The sequence below is a fragment of the Burkholderia sp. Bp9099 genome, from assembly GCF_003857805.1.
Taxonomy (GTDB): domain Bacteria; phylum Pseudomonadota; class Gammaproteobacteria; order Burkholderiales; family Burkholderiaceae; genus Burkholderia.
This window is the reverse complement of record NZ_QTPU01000014.1, coordinates 158890-179451: the sequence shown is the minus strand read 5'-3', so window position 1 is coordinate 179451 and position 20562 is coordinate 158890. Positions and strand designations below refer to the sequence as shown.

General features: G+C 68.7%; 13 protein-coding genes. 3 read left to right on the top strand and 10 right to left on the bottom strand.

Annotated features, from left to right (window positions below; translation table 11 throughout):
- The first annotated feature begins 1882 nt into the window (after positions 1–1882).
- Positions 1883–5455, top strand: a complete 3573-nt coding sequence (locus tag DIE17_RS18340) for an indolepyruvate ferredoxin oxidoreductase family protein (protein WP_124520643.1) — start codon at positions 1883–1885, stop codon at positions 5453–5455.
- A gap of 88 nt (positions 5456–5543) precedes the next feature.
- Here the strand turns inward: DIE17_RS18340 and DIE17_RS18335 are convergent, their stop codons facing one another.
- Positions 5544–7211 (bottom strand): Na+/H+ antiporter, encoded by a 1668-nt coding sequence (locus DIE17_RS18335; RefSeq protein WP_124486591.1) that lies wholly within the window; start codon positions 7209–7211, stop codon positions 5544–5546.
- A gap of 291 nt (positions 7212–7502) precedes the next feature.
- Here DIE17_RS18335 and DIE17_RS18330 point away from each other — a divergent pair, with 291 nt between their 5' ends.
- Together DIE17_RS18330 and DIE17_RS18325 are read left to right on the top strand one after the other, a co-directional pair.
- Positions 7503–8789 carry an EAL domain-containing protein gene (locus tag DIE17_RS18330; RefSeq protein ID WP_044846173.1) on the top strand — a complete coding sequence of 429 codons (1287 nt, stop codon included), beginning with the start codon at positions 7503–7505 and terminating at the stop codon, positions 8787–8789.
- A 76-nt stretch (positions 8790–8865) separates the two neighbouring features.
- Positions 8866–9591 (top strand): copper homeostasis protein CutC, encoded by a 726-nt coding sequence (locus DIE17_RS18325; RefSeq protein ID WP_124520644.1) that lies wholly within the window; start codon positions 8866–8868, stop codon positions 9589–9591.
- Between the two features lie 184 nt (positions 9592–9775).
- Here DIE17_RS18325 and bioB read toward each other — a convergent pair whose 3' ends face one another.
- The 9 genes from bioB to aceK all read right to left on the bottom strand — a co-directional run bounded on the left by bioB (position 9776) and on the right by aceK (position 20233).
- Positions 9776–10795, bottom strand: coding sequence for a biotin synthase BioB (bioB, locus tag DIE17_RS18320; RefSeq protein WP_124520646.1), 1020 nt, complete (start codon positions 10793–10795; stop codon positions 9776–9778).
- A 36-nt stretch (positions 10796–10831) separates the two neighbouring features.
- A complete protein-coding gene (gene bioD, locus DIE17_RS18315) occupies positions 10832–11551 on the bottom strand; it encodes a dethiobiotin synthase (RefSeq protein WP_124520647.1) in 720 nt (239 codons plus the stop codon).
- Positions 11548–12759, bottom strand: coding sequence for an 8-amino-7-oxononanoate synthase (gene bioF, locus DIE17_RS18310; protein ID WP_124520649.1), 1212 nt, complete (start codon positions 12757–12759; stop codon positions 11548–11550). The genes bioD and bioF overlap by 4 nt, the downstream gene beginning before the upstream one ends.
- Positions 12756–14102 (bottom strand): adenosylmethionine--8-amino-7-oxononanoate transaminase, encoded by a 1347-nt coding sequence (gene bioA, locus DIE17_RS18305; RefSeq protein WP_124520650.1) that lies wholly within the window; start codon positions 14100–14102, stop codon positions 12756–12758. The genes bioF and bioA overlap by 4 nt, the downstream gene beginning before the upstream one ends.
- Before the next feature lie 706 nt (positions 14103–14808).
- Positions 14809–16068: a dienelactone hydrolase family protein gene (locus DIE17_RS18295; RefSeq protein WP_124520652.1), complete on the bottom strand. Its 1260-nt coding sequence runs from the start codon at positions 16066–16068 to the stop codon at positions 14809–14811.
- Positions 16069–16175: 107 nt separating this feature from the next.
- Positions 16176–16613: a YchJ family protein gene (locus DIE17_RS18290; protein ID WP_044846180.1), complete on the bottom strand. Its 438-nt coding sequence runs from the start codon at positions 16611–16613 to the stop codon at positions 16176–16178.
- Positions 16614–16652: 39 nt separating this feature from the next.
- Complete coding sequence (locus tag DIE17_RS18285) at positions 16653–17330, bottom strand: SDR family oxidoreductase (protein WP_044846181.1); 678 nt, start codon at positions 17328–17330, stop codon at positions 16653–16655.
- A gap of 243 nt (positions 17331–17573) precedes the next feature.
- The gene (gene can / locus DIE17_RS18280) at positions 17574–18341 is read right to left on the bottom strand and encodes a carbonate dehydratase (protein ID WP_124486578.1); all 768 of its coding nucleotides are present in this window, start codon (positions 18339–18341) and stop codon (positions 17574–17576) included.
- A gap of 62 nt (positions 18342–18403) precedes the next feature.
- Positions 18404–20233 carry a bifunctional isocitrate dehydrogenase kinase/phosphatase gene (aceK, locus tag DIE17_RS18275; protein ID WP_124520653.1) on the bottom strand — a complete coding sequence of 610 codons (1830 nt, stop codon included), beginning with the start codon at positions 20231–20233 and terminating at the stop codon, positions 18404–18406.
- Between the last annotated feature and the right edge of the window lie 329 nt (positions 20234–20562).

Here is a 20562-nt window from a genome sequence, read left to right as displayed (position 1 = left end):
CCTTTGACCGGTGAGCGCCGCCGACCGATCGCGCGTGAGACTTGCCTGGTGCGGACTTCCGGGCGTCGCGCGAAATCCGGAGCGCCGCGCATTCTAACGGCGAGTGCGGAGCGGCGATAGAGCCGCGCGCTCATCGCGGTGTGGATATCCTGCCGTGGAATTCACTCGAAGCGCTGTGTATTTCAATGGTGAGCGTCGGTACCCGGACAGGCCAGGTGTCGCCTTGCGTGCCCGTTCCCGATCTTCGACGCGACTTCGGGGTCGCGCATTCTAACCGCACACGCGATCGCGCGTGCCATTCGCGTGCTTGCCGCGATGTGGATATCCGATCGCCGAAAGCAGTCGACGTGCTGTGTCTTTCGGTGGAGAGGGCGCGCGCGTGCTGCTCTGCCGCGTCGGTGCGACTGCGGATGCGTGGGCCTCGGCGTGGTTGCAGGTGCTGCCGGTCACGCCTGAATCGGCGCTTTCGTGCGATACCGTGCCTTCGTTCACCGTAGAATTTCACAGCGTTCCGAGTGGTCGCGGATCGAGCTATCCACACCCGAATCGGCACCCGCGTTCGACTGCAATTCCGTCGCTCACCGTCGAATTTCACAGTGTTCAGAGTGGTCGTGGATCGAGCTATCCGAACCGAATCGGTGTCCTAGTTCGACTGCCATGCCTTCGCTCACCATCGAATTTCACAGTGTTCCGAGTGGTTGCGGATCGAGCTGTCCACACCCGAATCGGCACCCTCGTTCGACCGCCGTGCCGTCGCTCACCGTTGCAAGTCACAGCGTCTCGAGTGGTCGCGGATCGAACTATCCACACCTGAATCGGCACCCTCGTTCAATCGCCGTGCAGTCACTCACCGTTGCAAATCACGGCGTTTGGCGTTGTCGTGTGGCGGGCTGTTCGCATCCGGATCGGCGCTCTCGTTTGATCGGGTGCCGGCGCTCACCGTCGAGATGCACAGCGTTTCGAGTCGTCGCGGGTTGGGCTGTCCACACCCGGATCGGCATCCTTGTGCGATTGCGTGCCGATGCTCATCATCGAAATTCACTGGATTTTCAGCGCCTGGTGTGGGCGATATCCAAACCCGTGCCGGCACCTCGTCCGGCGACGCGACTGCATGCGCCGACGAACGCCAAGGCCGTGCGGGCGCTTGCGGAGGCGGGCCCATCCACACTGAAGCGCGCTGTCCCGCGTCGCCCGGACGCTCCGAAACGTCGCGAGGGCGGACGGCGGTGTGGATATCGCGCTGCCGAATCGACTCGCAAACCTGTGCATCCCACAGGTGAGGACGAACGCCGCGTCGTCGGGGCAGGAATCCGACGGTGTGGATATCTCCCGCCAACATCGACTCGCCGCGCTGTGAATTTCGACGGTGAGCGTCGGCATCCGCTCGAACCGCGGACCGATCGAGGTGTGGACATCCGGCCTCCGGCGCGACTCGAAACCCTGTGCAACCGAATGGTGAGCGCGCGGGCCAGCCCGAAACGCAGCCCCGGCATTGTGGACATCCCGCACCCGCGATCAATCCGAACGCTGTGCATTCGATGGGTGAGGGCTCGCCCGTTCCGCCCCCCGAGCCCTTGCCGCACGGTCTGCGAGCGCCCGCCGCCGCGCCCGCGGCCCGCCTCCCGCGCATTCCGGCCTTTTCGAGGCAACCCGCCTGCCCACCCCGACACGCCCCGAACAGCCGCCCGCCACCCCGCGCGAAAAATCTCTCGATTTCCGACCGAAACCTGCGCAGTTTTTCTCGCTCCGGCGTCATCCGAGCAAGATGAGAAAAAACTTTCTCGTCTCCCCGCGAAAAAATAGAGCCATCCAGCCGCAGCCCCGGCCGGCGTCGCCCGACGCCCCGTGCGCGGCCCAGAACACACAATCAGGAGACATCCCCATGACCGCCCGCCTGCCCGTCGACGGCACGCCCGCTCTATCCGACTACCGCCTGACCGACAACCTGACCGCCACGCGCGGCCGGATCTTCCTGACCGGCACGCAGGCGCTGGTCCGCCTGCTGCTGATGCAGCGCGCAGCCGATACCGCGCAGGGCCTGAACACGGCCGGCTTCGTCAGCGGCTACCGCGGCTCGCCGCTCGGGATGGTCGACCAGCAGCTGTGGAAGGCGAAGAAACTGCTCGACGGCAGCGGCGTGCGCTTCCTGCCCGCGATCAACGAGGAACTCGGCGGCACCGCCGTGCTCGGCACGCAGCGCGTCGAGGCGGACCCGGAGCGCACCGTCGATGGCGTGTACGCGATGTGGTACGGCAAGGGCCCCGGCGTCGACCGCGCCGGCGACGCGCTGAAGCACGGCAACGCATACGGTTCGTCGCCGCACGGCGGCGTGCTGGTGGTGGCCGGCGACGACCATGGCTGCGTGTCGTCGTCGATGCCGCACCAGAGCGACTTCGCGATGATCGCGTGGCACATGCCGGTCGTGAACCCGTCGAACATCGCCGACATGCTGGAGTTCGGCCTGTACGGCTGGGCGCTGTCGCGCTACTCGGGCGCATGGGTCGGCTTCAAGGCGATCTCGGAAACCGTCGAGTCGGGCTCGACCGTCGATCTCGACGCGCTGCAGACGCAATGGCCGGCGCCGGCGGGCTTCACACCGCCGGCGGGCGGCCTGCACAACCGCTGGCCCGACCTGCCGAGCCTCACGATCGAAGCGCGCCTCGCCGCGAAGCTCGACGCGGTGCGCCACTTCGCGCGCACCAACAGCATCGACAAATGGATCGCGCCGAGCGCGCACGCGAACGTCGGCATCGTCACGTGCGGCAAGGCGCACCTCGACCTGATGGAGGCGCTGCGCCGGCTCGACCTCACCGTCGCCGACCTGGAAGCGGCCGGCGTGCGGATCTACAAGGTCGGCCTGTCGTATCCGCTCGAAATGACACGGATCGAAACCTTCGTCGACGGCCTGTCGGAAGTGCTCGTCATCGAAGAGAAGGGCCCGGTGATCGAGCAGCAGATCAAGGACTACCTGTACAACCGCGCGGACGGTGCGCGCCCGCGCGTGCTCGGCAAGCACGACGCCGAAGGCGCGTGCCTGCTGTCCGAGCTCGGCGAGCTGCGCCCGTCGCGGATCCTGCCGGTGTTCGCCACCTGGCTCGCGCGGCACAAGCCGGCGCTCGACCGGCGCGAGCGCGTCGTCGATCTCGTCGCGCCGCAGATCCTGTCGAACGAGGCGGACGCGGTGAAGCGCACGCCGTACTTCTGCTCGGGCTGCCCGCACAACACGTCGACGAAGGTGCCGGAAGGCTCGATCGCGCAGGCCGGCATCGGCTGCCACTTCATGGCGTCGTGGATGGAGCGCGACACGACGGGCCTGATCCAGATGGGCGGCGAGGGCGTCGACTGGGCCGCGCACGCGATGTTCACCAACACGAAGCACGTGTTCCAGAACCTCGGCGACGGCACCTACTTCCATTCGGGCATTCTCGCGATCCGCCAGGCGGTCGCCGCGAAAGCGAACATCACGTACAAGATCCTCTACAACGACGCGGTCGCGATGACGGGCGGCCAGCCGGTCGACGGCAGCATCTCGGTGCCGCAGATCGCGCGGCAGGTCGAGGCGGAAGGCGTGTCGCGCTTCGTCGTGGTGTCCGACGAACCGGAGAAGTACGACGGTCATCACGGGCTGTTCCCGAAGGGCACGACGTTCCATCACCGCAGCGAACTCGACGCGGTGCAGCGCGAGCTGCGCGAGACGCCGGGCGTCACCGTGCTGATCTACGACCAGACCTGCGCGGCCGAGAAGCGCCGCCGCCGCAAGAAGGGCGAATTCCCCGACCCGGACAAGCGGCTGTTCATCAACGACGCGGTATGCGAAGGCTGCGGCGACTGCGGCGTGCAGTCGAACTGCCTGTCGGTCGAACCGCTCGAGACGCCGCTCGGCCGCAAGCGCCGCATCGACCAGTCGTCGTGCAACAAGGACTACTCGTGCGTGAACGGCTTCTGCCCGAGCTTCGTGACGGTCGAAGGCGCGGCGCTGAAGAAGGCCGCGGGCGCGGCGTTCGACGAAGCCGCGCTCGCCGTGCGCGTCGACGCGCTGCCGGTGCCCGCGACCCATCTCGACGCGGCGCCGTACGACATGCTGGTCACGGGCGTGGGCGGCACGGGCGTCGTGACGGTCGGCGCGCTGATCAGCATGGCCGCGCACCTCGAAGGCAAGAGCGCGTCGGTGCTCGACTTCATGGGCTTCGCGCAGAAGGGCGGCTCGGTGCTGTCGTTCGTGCGGATCGCGTCGAGCGACCGGTGGCTGAACCAGGTGCGCATCGACACGCAGCAGGCCGACGTGCTGCTCGCGTGCGACATGGTCGTCGGCGCGAGCGCCGAGGCGCTGCAGACGGTGCGCCACGAGCGCACGCGGATCGTGGTCAACACGCACCGGATTCCGAACGCGTCGTTCGTGCAGAACCCCGACGCGAACCTGCACGCGGATGCGCTGCTCGAAAAAATGCATCACGCGGCCGGCGACGGCTACCTGTCGAGCTGCGACGCGCAGGCGCTCGCCGCGAAATTCCTCGGCGACTCGATCGGCGCGAACATCCTGATGCTCGGCTACGCGTGGCAGCTTGGCCTCGTGCCGGTGTCGCTCGCCGCGATGATGCGCGCGATCGAGCTGAACAACGTCGCGGTGCCGATGAACAAGCTCGCGTTCGCGATCGGCCGGATGGCGGCCGGCGACGCGGCGGGCCTCGACGCATTGTGGAACGCGCGTCACGCGGTGGCCGTGCACGCCGCGCCGGAGACGCTCGCCGAGCTGATCGCCGATCGCGAGGCGCGCCTCGACGCCTACGGCGGCGTGCGTTACGTCGAGCGCTACCGCGCACTGGTGAACGCGGCGCGCGCGAAGGGCGACGATGCGCTGACGCGTGCGGTCGCGACGACGTTCTACCGGCTGCTCGCGGTGAAGGACGAATACGAGGTTGCCCGGCTGTATGCGGACGGCGCGTTCCGCACGGCGCTCGAAGCGCAGTTCGAAGGCGTGCCGGGGCAGGACTATCGCGTGAAGTTCAATCTGGCGCCGCCGACGGTCGCGAAGGCCGGCCGCGACGGCAGCGTGCCGAAGAAGCGCGTGTTCGGCCAGTGGATGTGGCCGGTGCTCGGCACGCTCGCGCGCGTGCGCAGTCTGCGCGGCACGTGGCTCGATCCGTTCGGCCGCACGGCCGAGCGCAGGATGGAGCGCGCGCTCGCGGACGACTACGAAACCACGCTCACGCGCGCGCTCGCCGCGGTGACCGCCGGCAATGCGGCGCAGGTCGCGCAACTGGCCGATCTGCATGCCCGCGTGCGCGGCTTCGGTCACGTGAAGGTGCGCAACCTCGCGGGCGTGAAGCGTGCGGAGCGCGAGCTCGCGCTGCAGGTCGGCATCGACGCGGCGACGAGTGCGGCAGTGCAGCACGCGCTCGACGAGATGAAGGGCGCGGGAATGCTGAAGGGGATTCCGGTCGTCGTCGCGAAGTAACGCCGCGGCGGGCGGATGTGAAAACGGCGACGCTCGTGCGTCGCCGTTTTTTTTGAGCGGCCGTGCAATCGCACCGCGGCGCAGCCGCTCAGACGAGTCCTTTCTTGCGCGTCGACAGTGCCGTTTCCGACAGGTCGATCTCGCGGATCAGCTTCGTCAGCGTCTCGTCGGAAATCCTGCTTTCGCTGCGCATCCGGTACAGCACCGAACGTTCCGCGCGCACCGCCGCGATCCGCATCTGCAGTTCCATCGTCTCCGCCTGCTTGGCTTGCGCGCGCGGGGTCGGGCCGTCGTCGGCGAGCGCGGCGAGGCGGCGGCGGTACTGGTCCATCACGCGCGCCGAGATGTCCGCGCAGCGCGCGGCGCCCGATTCGTCGAGATCGGCCGAGATCGCGTCGTGCGACGAGTCGATCGCGCGGATCGCGGCCTGCGCGGCGGCCGCGCGCGCGGTGCGCTCCTCGTCGGCGAGCGGGTTGCGCGTCGAGCGCACGCCGCGCAGCAGCAGCGGCAGGCCGATCACCGCGACGATCAGCGAACCGAGAATCACCGCCGATGCGACGAAGATCGCGGTGTCGCGCCCGGGCAGCGGCGCGCCGTCAGACAGCGCGACGGGGATCGACAGCACGCCCGCGAGCGTGACCGCGCCGCGCACGCCGCCGACCGTCATCACCGCGATCGTGCGCACGCCGGCCATCGTGCCCGCGAGGCCGTGGCGCGCGGCGCGGCGGCTCGCGATCCAGCGCAGCAGCCAGACCCACAGGAAGCGGATCGCATACAGCGCGATCATCATCGCGCACACGTTGAAGATCATCCGGCCGACGAGCGCGTCGCTCGTGTGGTGCGCGTCGACGAGCGCGCGGCCGATGATGTGCGGCAACTGCAGCCCGAGCATGATGAACACCATGCCGTTGAACACGAACTCGATCATCGCCCACGTGCTTTCGGCCCGCACGCGAGACGCGACGGTGCTTTTGCGGGAGAAGCTCGTGTAGTTCATCATCATCCCCGCCGACACGGCCGCGAGCACGCCCGACAGGTCGAGATGCTCGGCGAACAGATAGGCGGCGAACGGCACGAGCAGCGTCATCACGATGCCGGGGGCCGGATCGCCTTCCTGCTCGGCATTCAGGAAGCGCGTCGACAGCGCGCTGAACCCCCACGACACGAGCGCGCCCGTCGCGAGCCCGCCGGCGGCGACGATCACGAACGTGATCGACGCATCGCGCAGCGAGAACATGCCGGTGAGCGCGGCCGCGACCGCGAACTTCAGCGCGACCAAGCCCGACGCGTCGTTCATCAGCGCCTCGCCTTCCAGGATGTGCATCAGTTGCGGCGGGATCCGTCCCTTGCCGGCGATGCCCGACAGCGCGACCGCGTCGGTGGGCGACAGCACGGCCGCGAGCGCGAACGCGATCGGCAGCGGCAACTCGGGTATCAGCCAGTGCGCGAAGTAGCCGACTGCGAGTACCGTCATGAACACGAGCCCGAACGCGAGCATCAGGATAGCGCGGCGCTGCAGGTACAGCTCGCGTTTCGGAATCCGCCAGCCGTCCGCGAACAGCAGCGGCGGAATGAACAGCAGCATGAAGATTTCGGGATCGAACGTGACGTGCAGGTTCAGCTTCGGCCACGCGAGCATCGCGCCGAACGCGATCTGCATCAGCGGCAGCGGAAGCTGCAACGGCAGGATGCGTGTGACCGCGCCGGACAGCGCGACGGTCAGCAGCAGGATCAGGACTGTGAAGACGATTTCCATCGAGACGGCGATTGCGGAGAATGAAACGACCGTACGGAGTTTAGCGTGACGACGCGGCGGGTGCGTTCGAGTGCGCCGGTGCGCATGCACGTGAACGGTGCATCCGGCCTGCGCCATGCTGGTGCGGCGGCGCCGCACGCAGGCGCGGCGCGCGTATTCGGCCCTTGCACGGACCTTGCTTGATGCTTGCCTACCGTCCGGCACCGGCCGGACAACCGAGGATTCCACCATGACATTGCGCGCGCCGTCTCAACCAACCGCCGCGTTCGGCTGCATCACCAGGAGGGCGCCATGACGATCGCGCAACAGGAGCGTCCGGCCACCGCATCGCCGTATCGTTTCGAGCGGGAGATGAGCTCCGGCCTCGAGCGCCTGGCGACGCAGCATCACGACCTGTCGCTCACGACCGTGTTCCAGCCGATCTTCAGCCTGTCGCACCAGCGCGCGGTGGGCTACGAGGCGCTGCTGCGCGCGCATGATGCGCTCGACCGCGCGGTGTCGCCGCTCGACGTGTTCGGCGAGGCCGCGCGCCAGGGCGAGTTGCTGCAGCTCGACCGGCTCGCGCAGGCGCTGCATCTCGAGAACTTCGCGCTGCTCGGCGCCGAGCGCGAGTGGCTGTTCCTCAACGTGCATCCGGGCGTGCTGACCGACCCGTTCCAGGCCGCCGCGCTGTTCGCGAACCTGAAGCGGATCGGCATGCCGCCGCGCCGCGTCGTGCTCGAAGTGCTCGAACAGCGCGCGGAAGACGTCGAGCGGCTCGCCGAGGCCGTGCGCGAATTCCGCGCGCAGGGTTTCCTGATCGCGCTCGATGATTTCGGCGCCGGTCACTCGAACCTCGAGCGGATCTGGCAGCTGAACCCGGACATCGTGAAGCTCGACCGGATCATGCTGTCCCACGCGGCGCACCGCACGGGGCTCACCGCGATCCTGCACGGGCTCGTCACGCTGCTGCACGAGGCCGGCAAGCTGGTGCTCGTCGAGGGGATCGAGACCGAGCACGACGCGCAGATCGCGCTGTCGTGCGAGGCCGATTTCGTGCAGGGCTATTTCTTCGGCCGCCCGGCCCCCGGGCTGCCCGACAGCGCGGCCGCGACCGGTTGCATCGGCGAGCTGACCGAGCGCTTTCGCCAGCAGACCGAAGCGCGCGAGCGGCGCGACGCGCAGCGGCTCGCGCCATACCTGCGCGCGTTCGAGCGCGCGGCCGAGCGGGTGGCGGCCGGCGAGCCGCTCGACGAGGTGTGCTGGAACTTCCTCGCGCTCGACGATGCCGCGCGCTGCTTCCTGCTCGACGCGCGCGGCCGGCAGGCCGGCCGCAACGTCGTGCTGCGCGCGGACCGCGCGCTCGCCGAGGCGCGCTTCTCGCCGCTGTCGGATGCGCAGGGTGCGAACTGGCTGCGCCGGCCGTATTTCCGCACGGCGATCGCCGAGCCCGGACGCGTGCAGGTGACGCGCCCGTACCTGTCGATCAACGAGGCGCAGCCGTGCGTGACGCTGTCGGTGGCGGTGCGCATCGGCGATGCGCAGCACGTGCTGTGCGGCGATATCGACTGGATCGACGAGGAAGCGGGCGGCGCATAGCGACGGCGTCGCGCTGGCGCGGTTCATGCCGCTCGGCTAGGATGCGCGAATTGTCCTGACGATTCGCGAGCCGCCGATGAACCGCACCGCCGCTTCCTCCGTTCTCCTCGAAGTGATCGCCACCACCGTCGGCGACGCGAAGGCCGCTGCCCGCGCGGGCGCCGACCGGCTCGAACTCGTGACCGCGATCAGTGAAGGCGGGCTCACGCCGAGCGTCGGCCTGATCGAGGCCGTCGTGGCCGCCGTGGCGATCCCGGTGAACGTGATCGTGCGCCCGCACAGCCGCGCGTTCATCTACGAAGCCGACGACCTGCGCGTGATCGAGCGCGACGTGCGCGCGGCCGTCGCGGCTGGTGCGAACGGCGTCGTGTTCGGCGCGCTCGATGCGCGCGGCGACGTCGATCTCGATGCGCTCCAGCGCATCGCGGCGGCCGCGGACGGGCGCGACCTGACGTTCCATCGCGCGTTCGACGTGTCGCGCGACCTCAATGCCGCGTTCGACGCGCTGCTGCGCGTGCCGGCGGTCACGTCGGTGCTGACCTCGGGCGGCCATCCGTCGGTGCTCGACGCGGTCGCGACGATCACGCGGCTGGTGCGCCAGGCGGCAGGCTCGACCTGCACGGTGCTGGCCGGCTCGGGCCTCACGATCGACGCGGTCGGCGATTTCGTTCGCGCGACCGGCGTGCGCGCGGTGCACTTCGGCTCGGGCGTGCGGCCGCGCGGCGAGGTGCTGGCGCCGGTCGACGAACAGCGCGTCGCGCGCGTGCGCGCGGCGCTCGACGGCGCGGCCGCACACGTGTGACGCGCAGGCGGAAGTCGCGCCGACGCGCACGCTGACGATCGGGCTCGACGCTTCGATCCGGCGCGCGGGCAAGACCGCGATGCGCGACGCGCAGGCCGGCCCGGCGCAGAATCGGACAAAAAAAACCGGGGCATGCCCCGGTCTTCTCGTCTGCAACCTTCGCAGAACGACGCGAGGCCGGCGCTTACGCGTTCTCCGCCAGCGCGTCGGCCTGGCTCGCGCGGATGCCGAGGCGCTCGAACAGCGCGCGGTCGCGCTGCGTCTGCGGGTTGCTCGTGGTCAGCAGCTGGTCGCCGTAGAACATCGAGTTCGCGCCCGCGAGGAAGCACATCGCCTGCATCGCGTCGTCGAGCTGCTCGCGGCCGGCCGACAGCCGCACGACGGCCTTCGGCATCGTGATGCGCGCGACCGCGATCGTGCGCACGAACTCGAACGGGTCGAGCGGTGCGGTGCCTTCGAGCGGCGTGCCCTCGATCGCGACGAGGTTGTTGATCGGCACCGACTCCGGATACGGGTTCAGGTTCGCGAGCTGCGAGATCAGGCCCGCGCGTTCGCGGCGCGATTCGCCCATCCCGATGATGCCGCCGCAGCACACGTTGATGCCCGCGTCGCGCACGCGGTCGAGCGTGTCGAGACGATCCTGGTAGGTGCGCGTCGAGATCACCTGGCCGTAGAACTCCGGCGACGTGTCGAGATTGTGGTTGTAGTAATCGAGGCCCGCGTCGGCGAGTTCCTTGGCTTGCTCGTCCTCCAGCATGCCGAGCGTCATGCAGGTCTCGAGGCCCAGTTCCTTCACGCCGCGCACCATCTCGGTCAGCGCAGGCATGTGGCGCTCCTTCGGGTTGCGCCATGCGGCGCCCATGCAGAAGCGGCTCGCGCCGTTCGCCTTGGCCGCGCGTGCGGCGTCGAGCACCGCGTCGACGTCCATCAGCTTCTCGGCCTTCAGGCCCGTCTCGTGGTGCGACGACTGCGAGCAGTAGCCGCAATCCTCCTCGCAACCGCCCGTCTTGATCGACAGCAGCGTCGACAGCTGCACCGCGTTCGCGTCGAAGTGCTCGCGATGCACCTGCTGCGCGCGGAACATCAGGTCGTTGAACGGCAGCTCGAACAGCGCGACGACGTCGGCGACGCGCCAGCGCTGCGACGTCGGGGCGGCCACGGGGATCGCGTCGGGTTGCACGGCGGCGGTCTGGGCTTGGGTCATGGTGGTTTTCCTGTCGTGAATGCGGGGATCGGGGCGTCAATGCTGCGCGCGGCGCAGCGTGTCGACGAGCGCGGCGATGTCGAGCATCGCCGCGGCGGATTCGGGGGCGGCCGGCGCCAAGTGCGCGATGCGGCCAAGCAGCGGCGCGCGATGTTCGCGCGCGAGCCAGTCGCGGATCGCAGCGACGTTCTCGTCGGCGTACGGCATGGCCGGGTCGACGTGGTTCGCGACCCAGCCGGCGAGCGTGAGGCCGCGCTGGCGAATCGCGTCGGCCGTCAGCAGCGCGTGGCTGATGCAGCCGAGCCGCATGCCGACCACGAGCACGACCGGCAGGCCGAGCGCGACCGCGAGATCGGCCGTGTCCTGCGTGTCGTTCAGCGGCACGCGGAAGCCGCCGACGCCTTCGACGACGACGACGTCCGCGCGCGTCAGCGCCTCGCGGTGGCTCGCGACGATCGTGTCGAGGTCGATCGTCACGCCTTCCTGCGCGGCGACGATGTGCGGGGCGGCCGGCGCCTTCAGCAGGAACGGCGTGCGCAGCTCGGGCGGCAGCACGACGTTCGCGGCCGCGTCGAGCTGGTCGGCGTCCTCGTTGCGCCAGACGCCGTCGCGTTCAACCGCACCGGCGGCCACGGGCTTCAGCGCGGCCGCGCGCAGGCCGTGACGTGCGAAGCCGTGCAGCATCGCGGCCGACACGAAGGTCTTGCCGATCTCGGTGTCGGTGCCGGTGACGAAAACGGAAAGCGGTGCGTTCATGCGGTTTGCTCGCTGGCTTCGATGAGTGCGGTTTCCAGCCGCGCGAGATCGTCGAACGAATGCGCGGCCGACAGCGAGATGCGCAGGCGCGACGTGCCGGCGGGCACCGTCGGCGGCCGGATCGCGGGCACCCACAGGCCGTGCGCGTCGAGCGAGCGCATCGCCGCGAGCGTCGCGTCGTTGCTGCCGATCACGAGCGGCTGCACGGCCGTGTGCGAGTCGACCGGCTGCCAGCGTGTCATGCGCAGCAGCGCGCGCGTGCGCTCGATCAGCGCGGCGAGGTGCGCGCGTCGCGCATCGCCTTCGTCGCCGGCGATCACCTTCAGGCTTGCCGATACCGCATGCGCGACCGCGGGCGGCGCCGCCGTCGTGAAGATGTAGCTGCGCGCGCGCTGGATCATCCATTCGATCACGGTCTCGTGCGCGATGACGAACGCGCCCGCGACGCCGGCGGCCTTGCCGAGCGTGCCGACGTACACGAGGTTCGGCGAGCGCAGCGCGGCGGCCGCGAGCGCGCCGCGGCCCTGCGGGCCCAGCACGCCGAAGCCGTGCGCGTCGTCGACGACGAGCCACGCGCCGTGGCGTTCGGCCAGCGCGACGAGTTCGGCGAGCGGCGCGAGGTCACCGTCCATGCTGAACACCGTATCGCTGACGATCAGCTTCGTTTCGGCCTCCGACGCATCGAGCAGCGCGGGGAGCGCCGCCATGTCCGCATGCGGATAGACCTGCACGTTCGCGCGCGACAGCCGGATCCCGTCGATCAGCGACGCGTGGTTCAGCGCGTCGGAGAAGATCGTCGCGTGTTTGCCGGTGAGGGCCGTCATCGCGGCGAGGTTCGCCATGTAGCCGGTGCTGAAGTACAGCGCGCGCGGCGCATCGGAGAAGCCGCCCGCGAAGCCGGCGAGTTCGTCCTCGAGCGTCGCGTGCGCGCGCGAATGGCCGCCGAGCAGATGCGAGCCGCCGCTCCCGGAGCCATAGCGCCGCGCGCCTTCCGCGAACGCGGCGACGAGCGCCGGATGCGCGGCGAGGCCGAGATAGTCGTTGCTCGCGAAGCCGACGATGTCGCGGCCGTCGACGCGCATGTGTGCGTCGCACGCGGTGTCGGCGGTGCGGCGCACGCGGCGCAGGCCCTGCGCATCGAGTTCGGCGAGGCCGCGCTGCAGCGTGTCGAGCAGCGGCGCGGTCGTTTTCTGCGACGGCTGTTTCATCGCGCCGCCTCCGCGAGTGTCGCGTCGAGCGTGTCGCGCGTGCGTTGCGCGAGCCACGCGATGTCGTCGTCGCTCATCACGTACGGCGGCATCAGGTACACGGTCGTGCCGATCGGGCGCAGCAGCAGTTCGCGTTCGAGCGCGCGCTCGAAGAAGCGTCGCGAGAAGCCGCGTGCCGCGTCGCCGTCGAGCGCGACGTCGAACGCGAACAATGTGCCGCGCTCGCGCAGGTGACGCACCTGCGGGTGCGCGCCGAGCGGCGCGAGCGCGGCGCGCATCGCGGCCGACTTGCGCGCGTTGGCGGCGAGCACGTCGTCGCGCGCGAACAGGTCGAGCGTCGCGACGGCCGCGCGGCACGCGAGCGGGTTGCCGGTGTACGAATGCGAATGCAGGAAGCCGCGCGTGGTGTCGTCGTCGTAGAACGCCGCGAACACGTCGTCGCGCGTGAGCACGAGCGACAGCGGCAGGTAGCCGCCGCTGATGCCTTTCGACAGGCACAGGAAATCGGGCCACACGCCGGCCTGCTCGCACGCGAAGAAGGTGCCGGTGCGGCCGCAGCCGACCGCGATCTCGTCGGCGATCAGGTGCACGCCGAATTCGTCGCACAGCGCGCGCAGCCCGCGCACGTACGACGGATCGTGCATCGCCATGCCGGCCGCGCATTGCACGAGCGGCTCGACGATCAGCGCGGCGATCCGGTCGGCGCGTTCGGCGAACAGGCGCCGCACGTCGTCGAGCGCGCGGCCCGCGACGTCGGCGGCCGTCTCGCCCGGCAGCGCGCCGCGCGCGTCGGGCGACGCGACCACGTGCGCGTTGCGGATCAGCGGGTCGTACGCGTCCTTGAACAGCGCGACGTCGGTCACGCCGAGCGCGCCGATGGTCTCGCCGTGATAGCTGTTCGCGACGCACACGAACTCGCGCTTGTCCGCGCGGCCGCGGTTGCGCCACGCGTGGAAGCTCATCTTCAGCGCGATCTCGACCGCCGACGCGCCGTCCGACGCGAAGAACGCATGGCCGAGCGTGCGCGCGGTGAGCGCGTGCAGCCGCTCGGCGAGCTCGATCGCCGGCTCGTGCGTGCAGCCGGCGAGCATCGCGTGCTCGAGCGTGTCGAGCTGGTCCTTCAGCGCCGCGTTGATGTCCGGGTTCGCGTGGCCGAACAGGTTCACCCACCACGAGCTGATCGCGTCGAAGTAACGGCGGCCGTCGCGGTCGTACAGCCACAGGCCCGCGCCGCGCGCGACGGGAATGAGCGGCAGGCGCTCGTGGTGCTTCATCTGGGTGCAGGGATGCCAGACCGCGCGCAGGCTGCGCGCGACCCAGTCATCGGTGGCTGGCGTACTCAAGGCGACTCCGGGGAGTAAAACGGCGGCGGGTATCGAACGGGACACCGCGCGGCGACAGACGGAAAACGCGCTGAGATTAGCGTGTTCCGCCGCGCGTTGCACTACCGGTTACAAACACCGCAAAGCCTTGCCGGGCGGGAGTTCGGCGCAGATCCGGGGTGCTCGGGACGGTACGCGCCAGATGCCCCGAAATGACCGCAGATGACGACGTTCGAGTGACACCCCCCGACAGAAAAAAATCGTCGGGCGGGCGGGCGCGGGAGGGGTGAAAAATCGGGGCGGGAAGGGAAAAGGGGCGCGAAGTGTGGCGCAATGCGACCGGCGACTAGCAACCTGCGACCTGCGACCTGCGAATGGCGAATGGCGAATGGCGAATGGCGAATGGCGAATGGCGACCTGCGAATGGCGACTAGCGACTAGCGACTAGCGACTAGCGACTAGCGACCGGCGACTAGCGACCGGCGACCGGCGACCGGCGACCGGCAAATGGCGCGTTGAATCAGGCGCCGCTGGCGTTCGGAACAGGCGGGAAAAGTCCCGCAAAGGCTCTCAGCGGATGTTACGAGCGGGGTGCTCAGCCCGCGGACTCACAAGAGCGCGAGAACGGGCATGCGAACGCCGCTGCGGACCGCACGCTCACGAAACGGAAGAGGGGAAAGAGACGTGGGTAGAACGCGATCCTGACGCGCGTCGCGACACGCGCGCGTCAGCGCGAAGCCAAGGCGCGCGCGTCGGCGTCGCCGTTGTCGGCCGTCTGCGTCGCATTCGCGTTCCACACGACGCGGTCGTTGACCGCATACAGCTTGCATGCGCCCGCGCCCTGCTTCGAGCAGTTGTCGAGCGCGAGCGCCATCGGATCGTCGCCGCCTTCGGCCCACGACCACGCGCCTTCAGCCGACACCGCGAACGCACGGCTCGGATGCTGGCTCAGGAAGCGGCGATAGCCTTCGCGGCCGGCTGCGTCGAGGAACGGCACCGCCTCGACCGCGTCGATCGACGCATAGCCGGTCGCATTCGGCTCGTGCGGGTTCGCGACCGCATAGCGCACCGAGGTCGGCAGGTTCAGTTCCGCGAGGAACGCATGCACGGCCGGCCACCACACGGGCACGCCGTCGCGATCGACGATCAGCCGGTGCGCGTCGTCCTTGTAGCGGCCGAAATCGATGAACTGCGCCTGCGTGCCGTGCGACACGTAGGCGTCGTGCATCTGCGCGACGAGCGCGGGCGTCCACACCGAATCGTTGTCGCCGTACAGCCACAGCGACCGCACGGCCGTATGCGCGCCGTACTGGTCGAACGCGTCGACGAGATTGCGCTGCCAGCCGTCGCAGAGGTCCTGGCGCAGCCCGCCGGAGAAGTTGATGATGCCGCGCACGCCGGGCGCCGCCTCGGTACCGTATGCGACCGACACGAGGCCGCCGTGCGACGTGCCCGCGACGACGATGCGCGACGCATCGATGTACGACTGACGCGACATGTAGCGGACCGTCGCGTCGACGTCGGCGGCCTGCACGAGGCCGTTCTTGCCGACGTTGCAGCCTTCCTGCTGGTACGCGCCGCCCGAACCGGCGAAGCCCTGGCGGTTCGGCGCGATCACCGCATAGCCGCGGCGCACGAATTCACGCGCGAACGCGAGCGGCCGGCTGCGCGGCTGCTGGTGAAGATCGCCGGTGTTCTTGCCGTGGTTGAAGACGACGAGCGGGAACGGGCCGGGGCCGTTCGGCTTGAACAGCGTGGCCTCGAGCATCACGGCGCCCGAAGCATCGGCCGGAATGCTGACGATTTGTTCGTTGAGGTTCGCGGCGACCTGCGGGAGGCCCGAATCGCCGTAATCGAAGCGCTCGGCGTGGGCGAGCGAGCCGCTGGCCGTGGCCGCGCCAGATTGCGCGTTCGGCGCCGTACCGGCCTGAGCGGCCGACAGCGCGCAGGCCGCCATCCATCCCACCAATACCTTGCTGAACGCCATTCGTAAGCCCTGCCATGCAACATGACCAATCTGACGGCCATCCTAGCCCGACAAATTCAGGTTGTGCAATGCGGGAATTACCCGGCGTCTGACATGGCAACTATTTGTCAGCGTTCACTTACTTCGCCGTCGACATAGCGCCAGAAACCGTGCTCGTCGCGTGTGAAACGACTTGTCTCGTGGAGCCTGTACGCACGCCCGCCGACCTTGTAGCGGGCCACGAATTCGACCTCCGCGTGCTGTTCGTCGAGCCGGGCATGGCGTTTGACGGCGAGGCCGAGCCAGCGAGGCGCGTCGGGCGCATTCGGGTCCGCATCGAGATCGGCCGGGCAGGTGCGCGCGTCCCAGGTCGCGCGCAGATAGTCGGTCGCGCCGAGCACGTACGCGCTGTACCGCGAGCGCATCAATTCGAGGGCGGTCGGCGCGGCTTCGCCGCCGTCGATGAAGCGGCCGCAACAGGCCGCATAGCGCGGCGCCGGGGCTTTGCCGGCAGGGACGGGGGACGCGCCGCCGCACGGGCACGCGTCAGGTCGGTTCAAAATCATGCGATTCGGGAATTAACGACGCCGGGTTGTCATGCCGGCTCACCAGCTGAGCTCGACGCCGTCGTACTGGAAGAAACGGCCGTTGGCCTGCGACACGTCCGCGCCGGCTTCCGCGATCACGCGGCGCATGCCGGTCACGCTGGTCTCCGGATCGATCGCGGCCTGCGCGCCGCCCATGTCGGTGCGCACCCAGCCGGGATGGAGCGAGATGCAGGCGGCGTGGCGCGTCTGCAGCGATGCGATGCGCAGCACGTCGTTCAGCGCGGCCTTGCTCGCGCGGTACAGCCAGCCGGTCGTGCCGGTCGCCTCGGCGATGCTGCCCATCCGGCTCGAGACCACCGCCAGCACGCCGCGCGCGTCCTCGACGAGCGGCAGCAGGATCGGCAGCAGTTGCATCGGCCCGCGCACGTTCGTATGCATCACCGTGTCGAAATCCTCGGCGCCGATCGTTTCGACCCCTTCGGTGCGCGGCCCGTACACGCCCGACACGAGCACCGCCGCGTCGAGCCGTTCGCCGTCGAGCTTCCAGCCGAGCGCCGCGATCTGTTCGGGCTGCGCGATGTCGAGCGCATGCGCGTGCGCGCCGCGTTCGCGCAGTGCGGCAAGCGATGCGTCGTCGCGCGCGGTCGCGATCACGTTCCAGCCGTCGCGCCGGTATTGCCGGACGAATTCGCGTCCGAGGCCGCGCGATGCGCCGACGATCAGTACGGTTTTCATGTTCGCCGCTCCTTTGCATTGCACCGCCGTCGCGGCAGTGCCGGTGTCAGATCAGTTCGACGGCCGTCGCGGCCGCATGACCGCCGTTGCGCCGGCTGGCGTGTGCGCACGGCGCACCCGTCGCGCGACGGGATGCAGGGGGCGCGGCCCCGCCATCATGATGCACCTTCAGCCGGATGGCGCGCGGCGGGGCGCTGGCGTGCCGCGCCCGCGTGGCCGCGCACGTCGGCTACTTCGAGTCGGTTACTTCGCGTCGTCGCACGGCTTCAGCGTGGCGGCGACCGCCTGCGCGACGTCGTCGAGCCGCGCGGCGTCCGCCGCGACCATGTCGTTGTCGGGCGCGTGCTGGCCGCGCGCGGTCAGCGCCGCGACGCAGCGCTTGTAGGTTGCATCCAGCGCGTCGAAGCTCGACACGGCCATCCCGAGGTTGCGCATCCGCCCGTCGTGCACGCCGTACACGAGCCCGTGCACGGTGAGCGACTGGCCGCGCGCCCATGCGTCGTTGACGATCGTCGTGCGGCATACGTTGACGACCTGCTCGATCGAGTTCAGCTCGATCAGGCGGCGATAGCGCGCTTCGCCGACCGGCCATTCGTCGAGCAGTGCGGCGTGGCGTTCGCGCACGTCCTGCACGTGATGCAGCCAGTTGTCCGCGAGGCCGACGCGGCGGTTGTGCAGCGCCGCGTTCACGCCCGAGCAGCCGTAGTGGCCGACGACCATGATGTGCTTCACGCGCAGGATGTCGACCGCGAACTGGATCACCGACAGGCAGTTCAGGTCGCTGTGCACGACGACGTTCGCGATGTTACGGTGCACGAACACTTCGCCCGGCGGCAGGCCGATGATCTGGTTCGCGGGCACGCGCGAATCCGAGCAGCCGATCCACAGATATTCCGGCGCCTGCTGGTCGGCGAGACGCGCGAAGAAATCGGGATCGTCGGCGAGCTGGCGCTTGACCCAGGCGTCGTTGTTGTCGAACAGGTGTGAAAGCGGATTGTCTTGGGTATTCATCGGTGTGGATTCCGTTGGCGGAAGTCAGGTCGATAACGGGTTTGGTTCGATCGGACGGTGCGTCAGGCGGCGCGCTGCGCGTCGCTTGCGTCGTCGCCGGCGTCACCGGCGTCCGGCGTCGCGTCGAAGCGCTCGGGGTAGCGCACGCTGAAGCGCAGCGACACGTCGTACGGGTAAAAATCGGGCAACTCGCCCTGCAGCAGCTTGTCCTTGCTGGCCTGCCACAGCGCGGGTTCGAAAAAGTCCGCGTGATGCTTCATGAAGACCGTCCGCACGCGCGGGTCGCCGAGCAGGAACGGTCCGTAGGTTTCCGGAAAGATGTCGTGCGGGCCGACGGTATACCACGGTTCGCCGGACAGCTCGTCTTCCTCGTTGCGCGGCGGCGGCACGCGCCGCACGTTGCAGTCGGTCAGGTACTCGATCTCGTCGTAGTCGTAGAACACGACGCGGCCGTGGCGCGTGACGCCGAAGTTCTTGTAAAGCATGTCGCCGGGGAAGATGTTGGCCTTCATCAACTCCTTCACCGCGTTGCCGTACTCCTTCACGCCGTGCTCGACGTCCGCGTCGGTGCCGTTCTGCAGGTACAGGTTGAGCGGCGTCATGCGGCGCTCGATGTACAGGTGCTTGATCACGAGGTTGTCGTCCTCGTATTCGAGCAGCGACGGCACTTCCTTTTCCAGCTCGCGCACGAGCGCATGGTCGAGCCGCGACAGCGGCAGCGCGACGCTCGAATACTCGAGCGTATCGGCCATCCGCCCGAGACGGTCGTGGCGCTTCACGAGCTGGTACTTCTCCATGATCTGCGCGCGCGTCGTTTCCTTCGGCGGCGGGAACTGATCCTTGATGATCTTGAACACGTACGGGAACGACGGCAGCGTGAACACGAGCATCACGAGGCCCTTGATCCCGGGCGCGATGATGAAGCGGTCGCTCGAATGCGACAGGTGGTGCAGCAGGTCGCGGTAGAACAGGTTCTTGCCCTGCTTCTGCAGGCCGACCGACGTGTAGATCTCGGCCTTCGGCTTGCCCGGCATGATCGTGCAGAGAAAATCCACGTACGCGGACGGCACGCCCATGTCGACGAGGAAATACGAGTGCGAGAAGCTGAAGATGATCTGCAGCAGGTCGCGGCGCAGCAGCACGGTGTCGAGCGCGAGCAGGCCCGGGCGCACGTGGCGGATCGGCACCGCGAACGGCAGCACGCGATCGGCGTTGATGATGCGGCCGACGATGTACGCGCTCTTGTTGCGGAAGAACAGCGACGACAGCACGTGGATCTGGAAATTCGGCGCGGCGTCGAACTGGCCGAATTCGTCGCTGATCGCCTGCATCACGCAGCCGATGTCGCGCGTGAGATCCTCGAACGGCGGCTCGAGCTGGAAGTTCGTGACGATGCGCTCGAGCGTGGCCGCGAGCCCGTCGGTGCCCGGGTAGTACGCGCGATAGGTCGGCTTTGCGGCCGGCTCGTCGTTCTCGAGGTATTCGGTCGAGATCGCGGGCCGCACGAAGATGAAATCGTTGCTGAAATACGAGCGGTGCAGGATCTTGCAGCACACCGAATTGAAGAACGTTTCCGCGCACTCGGGCTGGCGGTGCGACGTGAGCAGGCCGATGTAGTGCAGCTTGATCTGCTGCCACACCTCGTCGTCGATGTTCTCCGCGTCGTATTCGTCCTCCAGCAGCTCGACGCACTCCTGCACGCGATCGTCGTACGACGTGATCCGCTCGCGCGCGAGCCGCTGCAGGCCGTGCCAGTCGGCGCGCTCGAATAGCGTCTTCGCCTCGACGGCGGCTTCCCGGAAGATCCGGTAGTGGCGGTCGAAGTATTCGAGCATCGTCTGCGCGACGTCGAAGCCGATTTGCGACGACAGCAGTTTGGGGAAGTGATTCATCGCGTGCAGGCTCGTTGAAGAGGGGCTGTAAGCACTCGCCATTTTAGCGCCCAAGTCGGCGTTTCAATGACTTTCGGGGTCCCGCGCCCAAGCGCCGTCAATGGGCGGGTTGCTCGCCGTTGCATGCCGTTCGATGCATCTTCGCGTAAAGATACGGGTACGGAACCGATTCTGACACGAACTTTTTTTGACCGTCCGGCGCGCGCCGGCACGCGTTTCGCGCGACGGCGATAGAATCGACGCGATGCCCGCCGCGGCATGCCGCGCGCTCCTGCACTTGCATTCGCACCCGCGCCCGCATTCGCATTCGCACCGATAACGACGAGACA